Source organism: Roseateles chitinivorans, from assembly GCF_050632145.1.
Lineage (GTDB): Bacteria > Pseudomonadota > Gammaproteobacteria > Burkholderiales > Burkholderiaceae_C > Roseateles > Roseateles chitinivorans_B.
This window is the reverse complement of record NZ_CP192577.1, coordinates 3,199,442-3,216,092: the sequence shown is the minus strand read 5'-3', so window position 1 is coordinate 3,216,092 and position 16,651 is coordinate 3,199,442. Positions and strand designations below refer to the sequence as shown.

Below are 16,651 nucleotides of genomic sequence, written 5' to 3'. Positions count from 1 at the left end.
CAAAACGGAGGCGCCCGACGCGGCAGACCCTCAGCCGAAGCCGATTCCGACCGAGGGAATCAGAGCTTCATTTCCAGGTTCAGCTGGAACCAGGGCTTCATGCCACGGCCGGAGGCGTAGAAATCGCCGCTGGCGAACGTGGTCTCGGCCCGCGAGTCGAGCGGGAACAGATTATTGGCCGAGAAACGCACCGAGGTCTTCGGGTTGACCATCCACTGGGCGAAGACATCCAGGCCGCGGTTGCGTGAGTACTCGGCACTCTGGGTGTCGGTCTGGCGCACCGTGTAGACCGGCGTGTAGTTCAGGTTGGCGCCGGCCGTCATCGGCACGGTGCTGAACCGGTAGTCCAGGCCCAGGTTGGCCGTCCAGGGCTGCTGCTGGTCGAGCCGGTTGTCCGGACCGTCCACGGCCTTCACCCGCGAGCGATAGACACTCACGGAGCTGCGCAGGTTCAACGGCAGCTTGGGATCGAACAGCGACGGGAACAGCTCCCCGGCCCGGCCCTTGAGTTCCAGCTCGATGCCGCTGGTGGTCGCGCTGGAGAAATTCATCGGCCGGTTCACATAGCGCGGCGCGGTCCAGAACGGCGGATTGGCCGGCTCCAGCGTCACGACGTTGCGGATCAGCTGGCTGATGTTGCGGTGGAACAGGCCCACGCTGAAAAGACTGCCGCCGGACAGGTACTTCTCGTACGCCAGATCGAAGCCGGTGGCCAGCTCCGGTTTCAACGCCGGATTGCCGATGCGGTCGGGACTGATCTCCTCGTTCTGCTCGCCGGTGCGGGGCTCGGGGAACTTGCTGTTGGGCGTGTAGCGGCCCAGCATCTGGGTCAGTTCCGGCGCCTTGTAGCTGCGGGTGATGCTGGCGCGGATCATGTCGCGCCCCTTCGGATCCAGCTTGTAGGTCAGGTGCCACAGCGGCGACAGCACGCTGGAGCTGTTGCGCTCGTCGACGTCGATGCCGCGGCTGGTGGTGACGATGCGCTCATGACGCAGGCCGAAGTAGGTCGACCACTGCGGATTGATCTCCCACTCGTCCTGGACGAAGAAGGCCTGGCGACGGATCCGGGCGCCGAAGTTCTCGCCGTTGAGCCTGGGGTCCTGCGCCTGGCCGCCGACGAGGGTGTTGCGGATCTCGTCGCGCTGGCGGAACTCGAGGTCCCAGCCGACGGTCAGCGTGTGCTCTTCGCCGAGGATGTGGCTGTACTTGCCGGCCTGCGTCAGGCTGCGGTCGCGGCTGTCGAGCTGCGCATCGACCGGCCGCTGCGTCAGCGTGTGGTTCTCGATGTGGTTCCTGGCGTCCTGCACGCCGGCCTTCAGCTCCCACTTCTGGGTCTCGCTGAACCGGTTGTTCCACGTCAGGTTGGCGCGCAGCATCTGCCAGGTGCCCTGGTTGTCGGCGTCGTCGTCCAGTCGCGTGGTGTTGCCGTAGGCGGCGTCGGGGGTGAGCCGGACCGAGTTGTTCCAGAAGCCCTTCTGCGCGAAGCCGATCAGCGACACCGATTCGTCGTCGCTGATCTTCCAGTTCGCACGCGGCGCCGAGTTGAAGCCGTGACCCCAGTTGCGCATCTTCCCGTGCTGCGACGCGACGACCGGATCCCCGTCCTGGTCGGTGCCGTTGCGCTCGATCGTCGACTTCATCTCCTGCAGCCACTGGAACGCCGACAGCGGCACCGACACCGAGACCGGCCCGAAGCGCTCGCCGTAGGTGAAGGTGCCCGACGGCACCGGGTGGTTGATGTTGTAGCCGGCGCCGACGCGCAGGTCGCGCTGCGAGAGCTTCGGCGCTTCCTTCAGGATGATGTTGATCGCACCGGCGACGGCCTGGGCGCTCTGGTCGGCGCTGGGGCCCTTGGTCAGCTCGATGCGCTCGACCTGCGCGGGATCCAGTTGATCCAGCTTGAAGCCCGGAGGCGCGGGGTCGCCGTTGATCAGGATCAGCGTGTAGCCGGACCCCAGACCGCGCATGCGCGGCGCACCATCGGAGACGTTCACGCCGGGCAGACGCTTGAGCACGTCGGCCACGCTGGTGTCGCCGTACTTGTCGAGCTCGTCCCGACCGTAGATCTGCTTGGCCACCGGCGAGCGGCGGCGCAGCTCGGAATCGGTGTTGCGGCCCGTGATCTCCACGCGGTCCAGCCGCTTGCCCGACGTCGGCTCGTTCCCCAATCCGGGGGCGCGTCCTGCGCGAGCACGGCGGTCGCGGGCGCGAGCGCGGACAGACAGACAAGGGCGCAGGCCCTGGCGATGGCGTGGGTCTTCAAAACGGGCTCCCGAGGATTTGGTGTCGACACCGTGTAGGTCTGTCGACTTTTGTCTTTGACGGTCAACGGCGCGCAGCGTAGCCGTACACCGCGCGCTCCGACACCTCAGGTGCGACCAGCCGCGAAAAATGGGGGATCAAACGCGGATCGGCGCCGCAGACGGCGCCGATCACGGACCACCGGGGCGTTGATCGCCCCAGCCGGGATGGCTCAGCGCTCAGCGCTTGAGCTTGGCGAACGCCGCCGCCATCGCGTTGCCGCCGGTCGGCTGGGCGTCACGCGCGCCGGACGGGCGGGCACCGCCCGGGCGCTCGTTGCGGCCGGCCGGACGGAAGCTGTTGTCCGGCTTCGAACCGCCGCGCGGCGCCTGCGCGTCGAGCTTCATCGTCAGCGAGATGCGCTTGCGGGCCAGATCGACCTCCAGCACCTTCACCTTGACGATGTCGCCGGTCTTGACGACCTCGCGCGCATCGTTGACGAACTTGTTGGCCAGCTGGCTGACGTGGACCAGGCCGTCCTGGTGCACGCCCAGGTCGACGAAGGCGCCGAACTGCGCGACGTTGGACACCGTGCCTTCCAGCACCATGCCCTCCTTCAGGTCCTTGAGGTCCTCGACGCCGTCGTTGAAACGCGCGACCTTGAAGTCGGGGCGCGGGTCGCGCCCCGGCTTCTCCAACTCACCGAGGATGTCCTTGACGGTGATCGCACCGAAGCGCTCGTCGGCGAAGGCCTCCGGCTTCAGCGCGCGGATCACGTCGGACTTGCCCATGACGTCGGCGATCGGACGCTGGACCTGCGTCAGGATGCGCTCGATGACCGGATAGGTTTCCGGATGCACGCCGCTGACGTCCAGCGGGTTGTCGCCGTCGCGGATGCGCAGGAAACCCGCCGCCTGCTCGAAGGTCTTCGGGCCGAGGCCGGTGACGTCCAGCAGCTGCTGACGATTGCGGAACGCGCCGTTGGCGTCGCGCCAGCGCACGATCGAATTGGCGACGCTCGCCGACAGGCCCGACACGCGCGACAGCAACGGCGCGGAGGCGGTGTTCAGGTCGACACCGACCGAGTTCACGCAATCCTCGACGATGGTGTCCAGCGTGCGCGCGAGCTCGCTCTGGTTGACGTCGTGCTGGTACTGGCCGACGCCGATCGACTTCGGATCGATCTTCACCAGCTCCGCCAGCGGATCCTGCAGGCGACGCGCGATGGACACGGCGCCGCGCAACGACACGTCCAGGTCGGGCAGTTCCTTCGACGCGAATTCCGACGCCGAGTACACCGAGGCGCCGGCCTCGCTGACGACGACCTTCTCGATGACCGTGTCGGGCGCCATCGACTGGATGCGCTTGATGAGGTCGGCGGCGAGCTTGTCGGTCTCGCGCGAGGCGGTGCCGTTGCCGATCGCGATCAGGTTGACACCATGCGTCGCGCACAGGCGCCCCAGCACGTGGATCGATCCTTCCCAATCGCGCTTGGGCTCATGCGGATAGACGGTCGAGGTGTCCAGCACGCGGCCGGTGTCGCTGACGACCGCCACCTTCACGCCGGTGCGGATGCCCGGATCCAGGCCCATGACGACGCGCTTGCCGGCCGGCGCGGCCAGCAGCAGGTCGCGCAGGTTCTCGGCGAAGACCTTGGTGGCGACCTTCTCGGCCTCTTCGCGCAGGCGCCCGAACAGGTCGCGCTCCAGGCTCAGCGAGAGCTTGACCTTCCAGGTCCAGGCGACGGTCTTGCGGATCAGCTCGTCGCCGGCGCGCTTGCCGTGGCTCCAGCCGAGGTGGCGGGCGATGCGGCCTTCGGCGAGCGAGGGCTGACCGAGGACGACTTCCTCGTCCAGCGCCAGCTTGGCGTCGAGGAACTCCTGCGTGCGACCGCGGAAGACGGCCAGCGCGCGGTGCGACGGCACGGTGCGGATCGGCTCGGCGTAGTCGAAGTAGTCGCGGAACTTGGAAATGTCGGGGTTGTTCTCGTCCTTGCCGTCCATCAGCTTGGACTTGAAGAGGCCCTCCTCCCACAGCCATTCGCGCAGCTTGCCGATCAGCAGGGCGTCTTCGGCCCAGCGCTCGGACAGCAGGTCCCGCACGCCGTCCAGCACCGCGAAGGCGTCGGCGAAGCCCGCGTCGGGGTTGAGGAAGGCACCGGCTTCGCTCATCGGGTCGAGCGACGGATCGGCGAACAGCTTGTCGGCGAGCGGCTCCAGGCCGGCCTCGCGGGCGACGAGGCCCTTGGTGCGACGCTTCTGCTTGTACGGGAGGTAGAGGTCTTCCAGCTCCTGCTTGGTCGGCGCGGCGGCGATGGCGGCGGCGAGTTCGGGCGTGAGCTTGCCCTGCTCCTCGATGCTCTTGAGCACGGCCTCGCGCCGGTCCTCGAGCTCGCGCAGGTAGCTCAGGCGGGCCTCGAGTTCGCGCAGCTGGATGTCGTCGAGGCCGTCGGTGGCCTCCTTGCGGTAGCGGGCGATGAACGGGACGGTCGCGCCGCCGTCGAGCAGCGTGACCGCGGCGTTGACCTGAGCCGGGCGAACCTTCAGTTCGGCGGCAATCTGAAGCAGGATCTTGTCCAAAACAGCGACGGGCCAGAAGCCCAGAGAGCAACGAAAGCGGGCAAGTTTAGGTCACGCGGGGAAGGCTCTCAGCAACAGGGCGTCGACGTCGACGGTACGCGTATCGAGCACTCCGGCGACCGCCCCCATTGGGGGTCGAACCGGCTGGCGATGAACGCATCGGCGACGAAGCCGGGGGAATGCTGGCGCAGCAGCGCGGCCTGGGCCAGCAGCACCAGGCGAGACGCGAAGCGGCGCCCCAGCGCTTCCAACTGCTGCGGCGGCGTGGCCAGCAAGCCGCGCAGCGCGTCGAGTTCGGCGCGCGGTACGCGGTCGTCGCCGACAGTCGCCTCAAGCTCGTCGAGCAGCGCCAGGAAGGCCTGCGGATCTCGCGCCACGGCGCGCATCACGTCCAGGCACATCACGTTGCCCGAGCCTTCCCAGATCGAGTTCACCGGCGCCTCGCGGTACAGGCGGCCCATGATGCCGTCGTCGATGTAGCCGTTGCCGCCGAGGACTTCCATCGCCTCGCCGGTGAGTTCGACCGCGCGCTTGCAGACCCAGAACTTCGCCGCCGGCGTGACCAGCCGCATCCAGGTGCGCTCATGCGGATCGTCCTGGTGCTCGAAGGCCTGCGCCAGTCGCAGGCTCAACTGCATCGCGGCCTCGCTCTCGAGCGCGAGGTCGGCGAGCACCGCGCGCATCAACGGCTGCTCCGCGAGCCGCCTGCCGAAGGCCCGGCGATGCCGCGCGTAGTGCAACGCCTGCACCAGCGCCTGCCGCAGCATTGCCGCGCTGCCGACGACGCAGTTCAGCCGCGTATAGGTGGCCATCTCAATGATGGTCGGGATGCCGCGGCCCTCCTCGCCCATCAGCACGCCGTAGGCGTCCTGGAATTCGACCTCGGAACTGCTGTTGCTGCGGTTGCCGACCTTGTCCTTGAGGCGCTGCACGTGGACGGCATTCTTCGTCCCGTCAGGCCGCCAGCGCGGCACGAAGAAGCATCCCGGTGCGCCGTCCGGCGTCTTGGCGACGACCAGGTGCGCGTCGCACATGGGCGCGGAGAAGAACCATTTGTGGCCGGTGAGCCGGTATTCGGCGCCGCGGCCGCCCCCGCCCGCGTGAGCGGCCGGCTCGGCACGCGTCGTGTTGGCGCGCACGTCGGAGCCGCCCTGCTTCTCGGTCATGCCCATGCCGATCCAGATCGAGCGCTTCTGCGCCAGGGGCAAGTCGCGTCCGTCGTACTCGGTACTGAAGAGCTGATCGCGCAGCGCGCTCCACAGCTGCGGCTCGCGGCGCAGCACCGGGATGCTGGCCTGCGTCATCGTCGCGGGGCACAGCGTGCCGGCCTCGACCTGCCCGTGGAGATAGAAGCCGGCGGCCCACGCGGCCCAGCGGCCGGGCCGCCCGTCGCGGAACGGCATCGCGACCAGGTCCGCCCGGCGGTACATCGCCAGCAGGTCGTGCCAGCCGGCGTCGAACTCGACACGATCGATGCGGCGGCCGCGCTTGTCGAAGCTGTCCAGCGTCGGCGTGACCCGGTTGATGCGCTCGGCGACGGCATAGGTCCCGACGCGGCCGAGCCCGGCCGCATATGCGGCAAGACCCGGCACGAAAGCCTCGGCGCCGGCGCGCCCGAGCGCCGCCTTCAGCGCCGGATCGGTCTCGAACAGCGAGTAGTCGACCAGTTCGTCGACCTGGTTGGCGACGTCGGGCGTGGGGTTCGTCTCCATGGGTGTCATGGTGTGCGTCTCCTGATACGTCACCCGTTTCCAGCATGTCCTCTGGATCGGGGGCGCGGCAATCCGGATCGTCGCCTATCGCGCGCACGCCAGCCATGGCCGTGCCCGAAAACCTGGTTGCAAGGGTTACACCGGCTGTAAGGCCTGACAGTCCGAACCGGCCCGCGATGCCCCTACATTCGCCCAGTCGTCCGGACCACCACAACCGACCTCGGGTCCTCCGAGGCACCCGGCGACACCTCGGGATGCGGCGCCAGCCGCACGCACCTCCAAGAACATCTGACACGACTCCACCACTGGGTCGCGCACAGAGGGGGCCGTCCCGTTCCTACCTGAGCGAGCACGGCCGTTTCTTCGGGAGATCTGATCGATCCATCACGAATGAAAGAGGCTTATGTCTAAGGTTTCCACACAGGCATCCATCCAGCGCGTCCTGCGCGCCACCCTGTTCGCCGCCGCGGCCACCGCCGCCTGCCAGGCGATCGCCGCGGACCGCGTCCTGCTCGATGACGCGTCCCCGGTGAACACGCAGATGCGCGCCTCGAGCGCCGCACCGCAGTCCGCCGCCACGGCGCTCGGCCTCGGGGCCAGCGACCTGCAGGCCGTGCGCAGCCAGGCCTACGCCGGCGGCAAGGTCGTCACCCGTCACCAGCAGTACTACCAGGGCGTCCCGGTGTGGGGCGAAGGGGTGGTCGAAAGCAATGACGCGGGCACCTCGCGCTTCTCCGGCAGCATGCTGGCCAACATCCAGCAGGACCTCGCCACCACGCAGGCCAGCCTGACCTCGCAAGGCGCGCTGGCACAGGCCAAGGGCGCCATCAACGCCGCGATCACCGAGAACGAGCAGGTCAAGCTCTACGTCCGGCTGAACCAGAACAACAAGGCACAGCTGTTCTACCTGGTGTCCTTCGTGCGCCATGACGCGAAGCAGCCGAGCCGCCCGCACTTCATGATCGACGCCACCACCGGCGCGGTGCTGGAGCGCTGGGAAGGCCTGGCCCACAAGGACGCGACCGGCCCCGGCGGCAACGCCAAGACCGGCCGCTACGAGTACGGCACCGACTACCCGGCCCTGAAGGTCACGGACACCTGCCAGATGAATTCCGGCAACGTCGTCACCGTCAACCTCAACGGCAGCACCGGCGCCAGCAACACGCCCTTCCAGTTCACCTGCTCGCGCAACGAGTACAAGCAGATCAACGGCGCCTACTCGCCGCTGAACGACGCGCACTACTTCGGCGAGATCATCTTCAAGATGTACGGCGACTGGTTCAACATCCGTCCGCTGACCGGCACGCTGTACATGCGCGTGCACTACGGCAGCAACTACGAGAACGCGTTCTGGGACGGCACGGCGATGAGCTTCGGCGACGGCCGCACCACCTTCTATCCGCTTGTCTCGCTGGACGTCTCCGCGCACGAGGTGAGCCACGGCTTCACCGAGCAGAACTCGGGCCTGACCTACTCCGGCCAGTCGGGCGGCATGAACGAAGCCTTCTCCGACATGGCCGGCGAAGCCGCCGAGTACTACCGCAACAATGGCAGCAACGACTGGCTGGTCGGCGCGCAGATCTTCAAGGGCTCGGGCGCGCTGCGCTACTTCGACGATCCGACCCGCGACGGCAGCTCCATCGGCAACGCGGCCGACTACCGCAGCGGCATGGACGTGCACTACTCGAGCGGCGTCTACAACAAGGCCTTCTACCTGCTGGCGACCAAGCCCGGCTGGAACACGCGCAAGGCCTTCGAGGTGATGGTCGACGCCAACCGCCTGTACTGGACCGCCAACAGCACCTTCAACCAGGGCGCCTGCGGCGTGGAGACCGCCGCGACCAACCGCGGCTATGCCAAGGCCGACGTGACCGCCGCCTTCGCCAGCGTCGGCGTGAGCTGCTCCGGCACCACCCCGCCGCCGACCACGACGGTGCTGACCAGCGGCGTCCCGGTGACCGGCATCTCGCTGGCCAAGGGCGCTACCAAGCTGTACAGCATCACCGTGCCAGCCGGCCGCACGACGCTGACGATCAAGCTGTCCGGCGGCTCCGGCGACGGCGACCTGTACGTCAAGCGCGGCTCCGCGCCGACGACGACGAGCTACGACAAGCGCTCGATCGGCTCGACCAACGCCGAGACGATCAGCTTCTCGGCGCCGACGGCCGGCGTGTACTACGTGCTGCTGAGCGCGTACTCGACGGTGACCAGCACCACGCTGGTCGGGACCTACTGATCCCCGCCTGATCGAGCCCGAGGCGCCGCCCCGTGCGGCGCCGAGGATGCCGGCGCGCTGCCCTGCGCGGCGCGCCGGCTTCGCCATTCCTGGAACGACTCCGGAGACAACACCCCATGCGTTCATTCCTCACCATCACCGCGGTGTGCGTCGGCCTGTCCGCGCTCACGCCCGCCTACGCGGGCGACAAGGTCTGGATCAGCCTCGGCGACGCCGCGCTGGCCCAGTTGCAGAAGCACCGTCCGGCCGCGCGCGCCGTGGCCAGCGTCAAGGCCGACGCCGCGCAGGATGCGTCGGCGTCGGCCTTCGCGGCCAGAAACGAGGGCATCCATCTGGTCGAGGTCGACGAGGACGCGCTCGCCTCGCTCAGCCACTCGATCCACGAGGAGCTGCGCCGCTGCGGCGGCTACATGTACCACCCGAGCCAGGAGGCCGGCCTGGCCTCGCTGAAGCGCCACAGCACGCCGGCGGCGTCGCAGCAGCTGGCCGCCGCGCTGGTCGCGACGCGGCCCAGCTACGTGATCGACCAGCAGGCCGTCGTGACGCCGATCCTGTCGCAGATGCAGGCCAGCAACATCGGCCAGACCATCGTCGACCTGTCGGCCAACATCAACCGCTACTACACGAGCAGCAGCGGCGTGGCGGCGTCGAACTGGCTCAAGCAGAAGTGGACGACGCTGGGCGGCGGCCGCAGCGACATCACCGTCGAGCAGTTCACCCACGCGGGCTGGGCGCAGAAGTCGGTGATCGCGACGATCCAGGGCAGCGACAACGGCAGCGAAGTGATCGTGATGGGCGCGCACCTGGACTCGATCAACCAGTCCGGCGGCTCGGGCGAGACGATGCGCGCGCCGGGCGCCGACGACGACGCCTCCGGCGTGGCCAGCCTGACCGAGGTGCTGCGCGCGCTGGTGCAGGCCAACTACAAGCCGCGCCGCACGATCAAGCTGATGGCCTATGCGGCCGAGGAGGTCGGCCTGCGCGGCTCGCAGGAGATCGCCAACAGCTTCGCCGCGGCCAACACCAACGTGGTGGGCGTGCTGCAGCTCGACATGACCAACTATAAGGGCGCCGCCAACGACATCTACATCTTCACCGACTACACCGACAGCGCGCAGAACACCTTCCTGACGAACGTGATCTCGACCTACCTGCCGACCTTGCGCGTGGGGACGGACCGTTGCGGCTACGCCTGCTCGGACCACGCGTCCTGGAACGCCAAGGGCTTCTTCGCGAGCATGCCCTTCGAGTCGAGCTTCAGCGCGGACAACCCCAACATCCACACGGCCAACGACACCTACGCCAACATGGGCAGCCAGGCCGACCACGCGCTGAAGTTCGCGCGCATGGCCGCGGCGTACGCGGTGGAGCTGGGCAGCGATGGTCCGGGCACGCAGCCGCCGGCCGACAAGACGGAGAACTTCAGCGGCAGCCTGACGCGCGGCCAGAGCAAGAGCTTCGGCCCGTTCAAGGTCAAGTCGGGCGGCAGCCTCGCGGCGAGCACGACGGGCACCGGGGACATGGACCTCTATGTCCGCAAGAGCGCCGTGCCGACGACGTCCACCTACACCTGCAAGTCGGACGGCTCGACCGCCACCGAGGGCTGCAGCGTCACGATGACCGCCAACGGCGATGTGTACGTGCTGGTCTACGCCTACTCGGCCGGCAGCTACCAGCTCAAGGTGACGTACCGGCCGCAGTGAAGCGGTCGCGCAACCAGCGTCCGGCGGCGTCGTTCTGCGAGCGGGGATGCCACGCCATCGCGAGACGGAACGGCGCCAGCTCGAACGGGAGTTCGAGCAGGTCGACGAAGGACTCGTAGCGCTGCAGCAGCTGGCGCGGCAGGGTCGTCACCAGGTCCGTCTGCGCCAGCACCAGCGCGACCTGGTTGTAGCTGGGCACCGCCGCGGTGACGCGGCGGTGCCGGCCCAGCTTGGCCAGCACGTCGTCGACGGAGGATGAGAACTCGCCCTTCGAGGACACGATGACGTGGCCGAGATCGCAGTATTCATCGAGCTTCGGCGGCCGGTTGCCGCGCGGATGGTCGCGGCGCTGCGCCAGCGCGAAGTCGGCGCTCATCAGGAACCGCGCCTTCAGCGTTTCCGGCATCTTGTCGATGTCGCCGAGATAGAGATCCACCTCGCCGCGCGCCATGCGCTCGACGATGCCGACGTCGTAGGGCGGCACGACGGCCATCTTCAGTTCAGGATTGCCATGGCGCATCACCTCGGCCATCACGTCGAGCGCCAGGATCGTGAACACGCTGTCGTTGGCCGCGACGGTGAAGGTCCGCGCCGACGTCGCCGGATCGAAGTCGTGCGGCTGCGCCACCGCCTCGCGCAGCTGCGAGAGCGCCTGCGCGAGCGCCGGGCGCAACGCCAGGGCACGCTCCGTCGCGACCATGCCGCGACCCGTCTCCGAGGGCACCAGCAACGGGTCCTGGAACAGCTCGCGCAGCTTGGCCAGATGCCCCGACAACGTGGGCTGGCTGATGTGCATGCGCTGCGCGGCGCGTGACGTTGAGCTCGTCGAGCAGCGTGTCCAGCGAGATCAGCAGGTGCAGATCCGAACGCCTCATATCCATTTTTCCGATACCTCCCATCGACTCTGACGACTCACACCCGCCGACGCTCCGGTCCTACGCTTCGATCCCTCAGAAACCAGCACCACCCCGGAGCGCCCATGTCGTGCAGCATCGATTTCTACTACCACCCGACGCCGAACCCGTCGAAGGTCGCATTATTCCTGGAGGAAAGCGGCCTTGCCTACCGGATTCTTCCGATCGACATCGCCAGGGGCGAGCAGCACGGCGAGGCCTTCCGCGCCATCAACCCGAACGGCAAGGTCCCGGCGATCGTCGACGACGGTATCGCCGTGTTTGATAGCTCGGCGATCCTGCTCCACCTCGCCCGCAAGGCGGGACGCTTCAACGGCGATCCGTCCGACGCCGGCCAGGCGGAGTTGCTGTCGTGGCTGATGTTCATCGCCTCCGGCGTCGGGCCGTTCACCGGCCAGGCCATCCACTTCACCCATTACGCACCCGCCGGCGAGGCCTACGGCGCACATCGCTACCGCTTCGAGGCGGACCGCCACTGGGCGATCGTGGAGGCGCATCTGGCCACCCGCCGCTACATGCTCGGCGACGCGTACTCCCTCGTCGACATGGCGTTGTGGGGCTGGTGTCGCGGGCTGCAGTACCTGCTCGGGGCCGATGCGTGGTCGCGTTATCCCAACGTCGCGCGACTGTTCAACGAGATCAACGAGCGCCCCGCCGCGCAGCGCGTCGCCGCGCTGCCGGCGCGCTTCGACTTCAAGCAGGACACCGATGCGCAGACGCGCGCCAGCCTGTTCACCCACGGGCTGCCGGAGGCCGCCGCCTGACCGTTCCGGCGCCACCCGCCCTGCCGGATCCGGGCCGGAGCCGGACCCCGATTTCCATTCCCCCTCGACCTCGACTGACGCAAGACCATGATGAACCGTTCACTCCTCACCCTGACCCTGGCCATCGCGGCCGCCTTTGCCACCGTGGCGCCCGCGGTCCACGCGGAGGGCGCCGCCGACGCCCCCAAGCTCAGCCACATCCAGGCGGGCTATCAGCACTTCAAGATCGGCGCGTTCGAAGTGATCGCGCTGTCGGACGGCACGCTGCCCATCCCCACCCGACAGGTGCTGAAGGGCATCAGCGCGGACGAGGTCGCTTCACGCCTCGCCAGGACCTACCAGGGCACCGAGGTCGAGGCCTCGATCAACGCCTTCCTGATCAAGGCCGGCAACCGGCTGGTGATGGTCGACGCGGGCACCGGCGAGCTCTACGGCCCCAAGCTCAACAAGATCGGCGCGAGCCTGAAGGCTGCCGGCTACGCGCCGGAGCAGATCACCGACATCCTCATCACGCACATCCACACGGACCACACCGGCGGACTGATGGACGGTGCGCGCCTGGTGTTCCCGAACGCGACGCTCCACCTCGAACGCAAGGAGCTCGACTACTGGCTGGGTGCCGGCCAGCGTGACCGGGCGCCGGAGGCGCTGAAGGTCTACTTCGACCAGGCCGCGGCCAAGGTCCAGCCCTATGTCGACGCGGGCCGGGTGAAGACCTTCAGCGGCGAGACCACGCTCCTCCCGGGCATCCGCTCGCTGCCGGCGCCGGGACACACGCCGGGCCACAGCTTCTACGTGCTGGAGAGCCAGGGCGAGAAGCTGGTGTTCTGGGGCGACCTGCTCCACGTGGCCGATGTGCAACTGCCCCGGCCGGACGTGACCGTCGCCTTCGATGTCGACCCGAAGGCCGCCGCGGCCACGCGCAAGCAGGCCTTCGCCGATGCGCTCAAGGGCCGCTACTGGGTCGCCGGCGACCACGTCGCGTTCCCGGGCGTGGGCCACTTGCAGGCCGACGGCAAGGGCTATCGCTGGATCCCGATGCCCTACGTCAACGACCATTACGAAACGAAGTAAGGATGAGGGGCCCGGGAGGGGCTCATCCGTGCTACATTAGCCGGATAGATTCGCACAAGACCTTTCTTCTGAGGTCTTCTCTGCAGCCGCCGCCGGCCCTCCCCGGGCCCCTTGTGCGAGCGGACTGCTTCAGCAACACCCCCCGCTGCAAGCTCTTGAGTGTCTCTGTCCCGGCACGCATCCGTGCGCCGGGTTTTTCCTGTCATTCATTCCAAAGGAAACAACATGACGACCAAGACCGGCACCGTGAAGTGGTTCAGCGACGACAAGGGCTTCGGCTTCATCACCCCGACCGACGGCTCCAAGGACCTGTTCGCCCACCACAGCGAAATCCAGAGCTCCGGCGGCTTCCGCACCCTGGCCGAAGGCGCCAAGGTCGAGTTCGAGACGAAGGACGGCCCGAAGGGTCCGCAAGCCTCCAGCATCCGCGTCATCTGAACGCAGACTGAGTGAGCCTTCCGGCGAGCCTCTCCCGAGGCACGCCCTACCGGCTCACAGCTTCCACCCGTCGCTGAGCAGCGACGGGTCGAGCTCTCTCCTGATCGCCTGCGCAGCCGCCTCGCGATCATCGGCGACGCCCTCCACGTGGAGCACCCTCCGCGTCGGCAGCCCCGGCCGCTGAAAGATCACCGCCCCGACGTCCGTCGCGGGTGCCGTGACAAACACCAGATCAAACGACTCGATCCGCAGGCCGATGATGTTGGCCAGACGCGTCCGGATCAGCATGACGCCCGCCGCGCGGCGGTCACGCCAACGCCTGCCAGTAGATGCGCTCGCCGTCCTCGGTGAGACACAAGGCACCGCCTCGCCATTCCAGCCAGCGTTGGCTCACGAGCCGGTCGATCAGCGGTTCGGGGATCTCGCTCGCGCGACGCCGGTGGAGTGCGTCCACGCAGGTACGCAACGATTCCCGGAGCCCGTCCAGGTCCTGCAGATCAGCCATTGCCCTACTCCTTGCGTTTCGCGCCACGACATGCGGCGCGAACAGAAGCGCCAAGCGATCAAGGCGAGGACTTGCGGCGCGTTCGAGAATCTCGAACGAAGCAAGGACTTCGGGATGACAACCTCACGGTCTATGGGCCGATAGTAGCTCAGCCGCCTTCCAGGCTTGATGAGGGCCCTCGGGCCTCACCGGCCTCACCGGCCTCACCGGCCGCACTGGCAGCACCGGCCTCACGAGCCTGCCGACGGACCGGCCGGCAGCTCGATCCGGAATTCGGTGCCCGACTCGTCGGTCTCGACGTCGATGCGGCCACCGTGCGCCTCCACGATCGTGCGGCACACGAAGAGTCCCAGACCCATGTTGCTGGCAGCCGGCGCATCCGTGGTCCGATGGACCATCGGCTCGAACAGCCGGCCCCGCACCTCGTCCGGAATCGGACGGCCTTCATTGCGCACCGACAACCGCCGCGTGCCCGCACGGCTGCCCGTGCGCACGACGATGGGTCGCCCTTCGGCCCCGTGCTCCACGGCGTTGCGCAGGAGATTGGCGATGACGCGCGACAACCGGTCGCCATCCCACGCGCCGTCGTCCGGCGACTCCTGCACGAGCTCGATGACGAGACCCGGATTGGCGCCGCGCGCCTCGTCGATCGCCGCGGAGGCCAGCGCGCCCAGGCGCTGCGGCGTGCGCCGCAGGATCAGGTCGGCGCCGAGCCGGCTGCGGGCGTAGTCCTGGATGTCGTCGAGCATGTGCGTCATGCGCCGTGACGCCGCCGTGATGCGGGACGCCATCTTCTGCGTCAGGTCGGCGGACAGCGGCGCCTTCGCCAGCAGCTGGCTGCTCATCGAGATCGCGTCCAGCGGATTGCGCAGGTCATGCCCCAGGATCGCCAGGAACAGGTCGCGCGCGCGCTCCTCGTCGAGGCGCTTCTGGTCGAGTTCGTCGGAGAGCGCCCGCAGCACGTCGCGCCGCCGCAGCAGCGCATGCAGGTTGGCAATCAGCACGTCCTCGTCGACCGGACGCGTGAGGTAGGCGTCCGCGCCGCTCTCGAGCCCGTGGACCAGGTCCCGGTCCGCGACATGGATGCCGGAGACATGGATGATGGGGACCGACGCGGCCGACTTCGACGCGCGCAGCTGGCGGCAGACCTCGAAGCCGTCGATGTCGGGGAGCATGACGTCGAGGATGATCGCGTCGATGCCCGCGCCGCCGACATCGCCAACGCCGACGCTGCCGACCCCGGCCAGTCTCAGCGCCTCAGCGCCGTCCGGCGCCTCGATCACCTCGAAGCCGGCGAGCTCGAGCCGGCGCCGCAACGCATAACGATGCGCCGCCTCGTCGTCGACGAGCAGGATCGTGCGCCTCCCCTGCGCCTGATGTGCGGCATCCATCCCTGTTTTCCTTGAAGGACTCCCTCGCGCCGCCACCGATGAGGGCGCCGTGGTCCGAACGCGAAGCGTAGCGCAACCCTGCCGCCGCGCGGCCCGGAGTTACTCGTGTCCGCTGATCGCGTGCGGCAGGTAGGGCGCTTCGAGCGCGGCGATCTCGGCGTCGTCGAGCACGACCTCCAGCGCGCCGACGGCGTCGTCCAGCTGTTCGATCTTCGAGGCGCCGATGATGGGGGCCGTCACCTGCGGCTTCGCGAGCACCCAGGCCAGCGCGACCTGCGCCATCTTCGCGCCGCGTTTCGCCGCCAGGTCCTGCACCGCCTGGATGACCGGCCGGTCCTGGTCGCCCGACTTGTCGTAGAGCCGCTTGCCGACGTCGTCGGTCTGCAGCCGCTGCGTGGCTTCGTCCGCCGGCCGGGTCAGACGACCCCGCGCCATCGGGCTCCACGGGATCAGGCCCACGCCCTGGTCCGCGCACAGCGGGATCATCTCGCGCTCCTCCTCGCGGTACAGCAGGTTGAGGTGGTTCTGCATGCTCACGAACGGCGTCCAGCCGTTGCGGCGCGCCACCTCCTGCGCTTTGGCGAACTGCCACGCATACATCGACGAGGCACCGAGGTAACGCGCCCGGCCCGAGCGCACCACGTCGTTCAACGCGCACATCGTTTCCTCGATCGGCGTGTCGTGGTCCCACCGGTGGATCTGCAGCAGGTCGACGTAGTCGGTGCCCAGGCGCGCCAGGCTCGCGTCGATCTCGGCGAGCACCTGCTTGCGCGACAGGCCGCGGCGATGCTTGACGCCTTCCGGCGTCTCGTACGGGAAATACATCTTGGTCGCGAGCACGACCTCCTCGCGCCGCGTCATCTCCTTGAGCAGCACGCCCACCATCTGCTCCGACGTGCCGCCGGAGTAGCTGTTGGCGGTGTCGAAGAAGGTGATGCCGCTGTCGACCGCCCGGCGGAAGATCGGGCGGGAGGCCTCGAGGTCCAGCGTCCAGCTGTGGTTGCCGACGTCCGCCGCCCCGAAGGTCATGCATCCCAGGCACAGCCGCGAGACGTCGAGTCCCGTGTTGCCCAGCTTGGTGTACTTCATGCCTG

12 protein-coding genes and 1 pseudogene are annotated in these 16,651 nt (G+C 68.2%); 5 read left to right on the top strand and 8 right to left on the bottom strand.

The annotated features are described in order from the left end of the window. Positions 1-59: 59 nt before the first annotated feature. The 3 genes and pseudogenes from ACQ86G_RS14820 to ACQ86G_RS14810 all read right to left on the bottom strand — a co-directional run bounded on the left by ACQ86G_RS14820 (position 60) and on the right by ACQ86G_RS14810 (position 6,532). The gene (locus ACQ86G_RS14820) at positions 60-2,168 is read right to left on the bottom strand and encodes a TonB-dependent receptor plug domain-containing protein (protein WP_431261239.1); all 2,109 of its coding nucleotides are present in this window, start codon (positions 2,166-2,168) and stop codon (positions 60-62) included. A gap of 312 nt (positions 2,169-2,480) precedes the next feature. After that, positions 2,481-4,820: a Tex family protein gene (locus tag ACQ86G_RS14815; RefSeq protein WP_431261238.1), complete on the bottom strand. Its 2,340-nt coding sequence runs from the start codon at positions 4,818-4,820 to the stop codon at positions 2,481-2,483. 51 nt (positions 4,821-4,871) lie between these two features. Further along, positions 4,872-6,532 (bottom strand): annotated as a pseudogene (locus ACQ86G_RS14810) (acyl-CoA dehydrogenase family protein). A 403-nt stretch (positions 6,533-6,935) separates the two neighbouring features. On the opposite strand from ACQ86G_RS14810, the gene ACQ86G_RS14805 reads away from it, so the two are divergent. Then, a complete protein-coding gene (locus ACQ86G_RS14805; protein WP_431261237.1) occupies positions 6,936-8,768 on the top strand; it encodes a M4 family metallopeptidase in 1,833 nt (610 codons plus the stop codon). A gap of 116 nt (positions 8,769-8,884) precedes the next feature. Further along, positions 8,885-10,471, top strand: a complete 1,587-nt coding sequence (locus tag ACQ86G_RS14800; protein ID WP_431261236.1) for a M20/M25/M40 family metallo-hydrolase — start codon at positions 8,885-8,887, stop codon at positions 10,469-10,471. Here ACQ86G_RS14800 and ACQ86G_RS14795 read toward each other — a convergent pair. Further along, positions 10,446-11,267 carry a LysR family transcriptional regulator gene (locus tag ACQ86G_RS14795; RefSeq protein ID WP_431261235.1) on the bottom strand — a complete coding sequence of 274 codons (822 nt, stop codon included), beginning with the start codon at positions 11,265-11,267 and terminating at the stop codon, positions 10,446-10,448. The genes ACQ86G_RS14800 and ACQ86G_RS14795 overlap by 26 nt on opposite strands. Positions 11,268-11,450: 183 nt before the next feature. Between ACQ86G_RS14795 and ACQ86G_RS14790 the strand changes: the two genes are divergently transcribed. The 3 genes from ACQ86G_RS14790 (at position 11,451) to ACQ86G_RS14780 (ending at position 13,661) form a co-directional block, all read left to right on the top strand. Continuing rightward, on the top strand, positions 11,451-12,149 hold the full coding sequence (locus tag ACQ86G_RS14790) for a glutathione S-transferase family protein (RefSeq protein ID WP_431261234.1): 699 nt from the start codon (positions 11,451-11,453) through the stop codon (positions 12,147-12,149). Positions 12,150-12,239: 90 nt separating this feature from the next. Beyond that, complete coding sequence (locus ACQ86G_RS14785) at positions 12,240-13,223, top strand: MBL fold metallo-hydrolase (protein ID WP_431261233.1); 984 nt, start codon at positions 12,240-12,242, stop codon at positions 13,221-13,223. 225 nt (positions 13,224-13,448) lie between these two features. After that, a complete protein-coding gene (locus ACQ86G_RS14780) occupies positions 13,449-13,661 on the top strand; it encodes a cold-shock protein (RefSeq protein ID WP_331615178.1) in 213 nt (70 codons plus the stop codon). A gap of 54 nt (positions 13,662-13,715) precedes the next feature. On the opposite strand, the gene ACQ86G_RS14775 is transcribed toward ACQ86G_RS14780, so the two are convergent. From ACQ86G_RS14775 to ACQ86G_RS14760, 4 genes are all read right to left on the bottom strand, one after another. After that, entirely contained in the window at positions 13,716-13,949 is a 234-nt protein-coding gene (locus tag ACQ86G_RS14775) for a hypothetical protein (RefSeq protein ID WP_431261232.1), read from the bottom strand. Between the two features lie 19 nt (positions 13,950-13,968). Beyond that, positions 13,969-14,166, bottom strand: coding sequence for a hypothetical protein (locus ACQ86G_RS14770; protein ID WP_431261231.1), 198 nt, complete (start codon positions 14,164-14,166; stop codon positions 13,969-13,971). Positions 14,167-14,396: 230 nt separating this feature from the next. After that, a complete protein-coding gene (locus tag ACQ86G_RS14765) occupies positions 14,397-15,557 on the bottom strand; it encodes a hybrid sensor histidine kinase/response regulator (protein ID WP_431261230.1) in 1,161 nt (386 codons plus the stop codon). 99 nt (positions 15,558-15,656) lie between these two features. Then, on the bottom strand, positions 15,657-16,646 hold the full coding sequence (locus ACQ86G_RS14760; protein ID WP_431261229.1) for an aldo/keto reductase: 990 nt from the start codon (positions 16,644-16,646) through the stop codon (positions 15,657-15,659). Between the last annotated feature and the right edge of the window lie 5 nt (positions 16,647-16,651).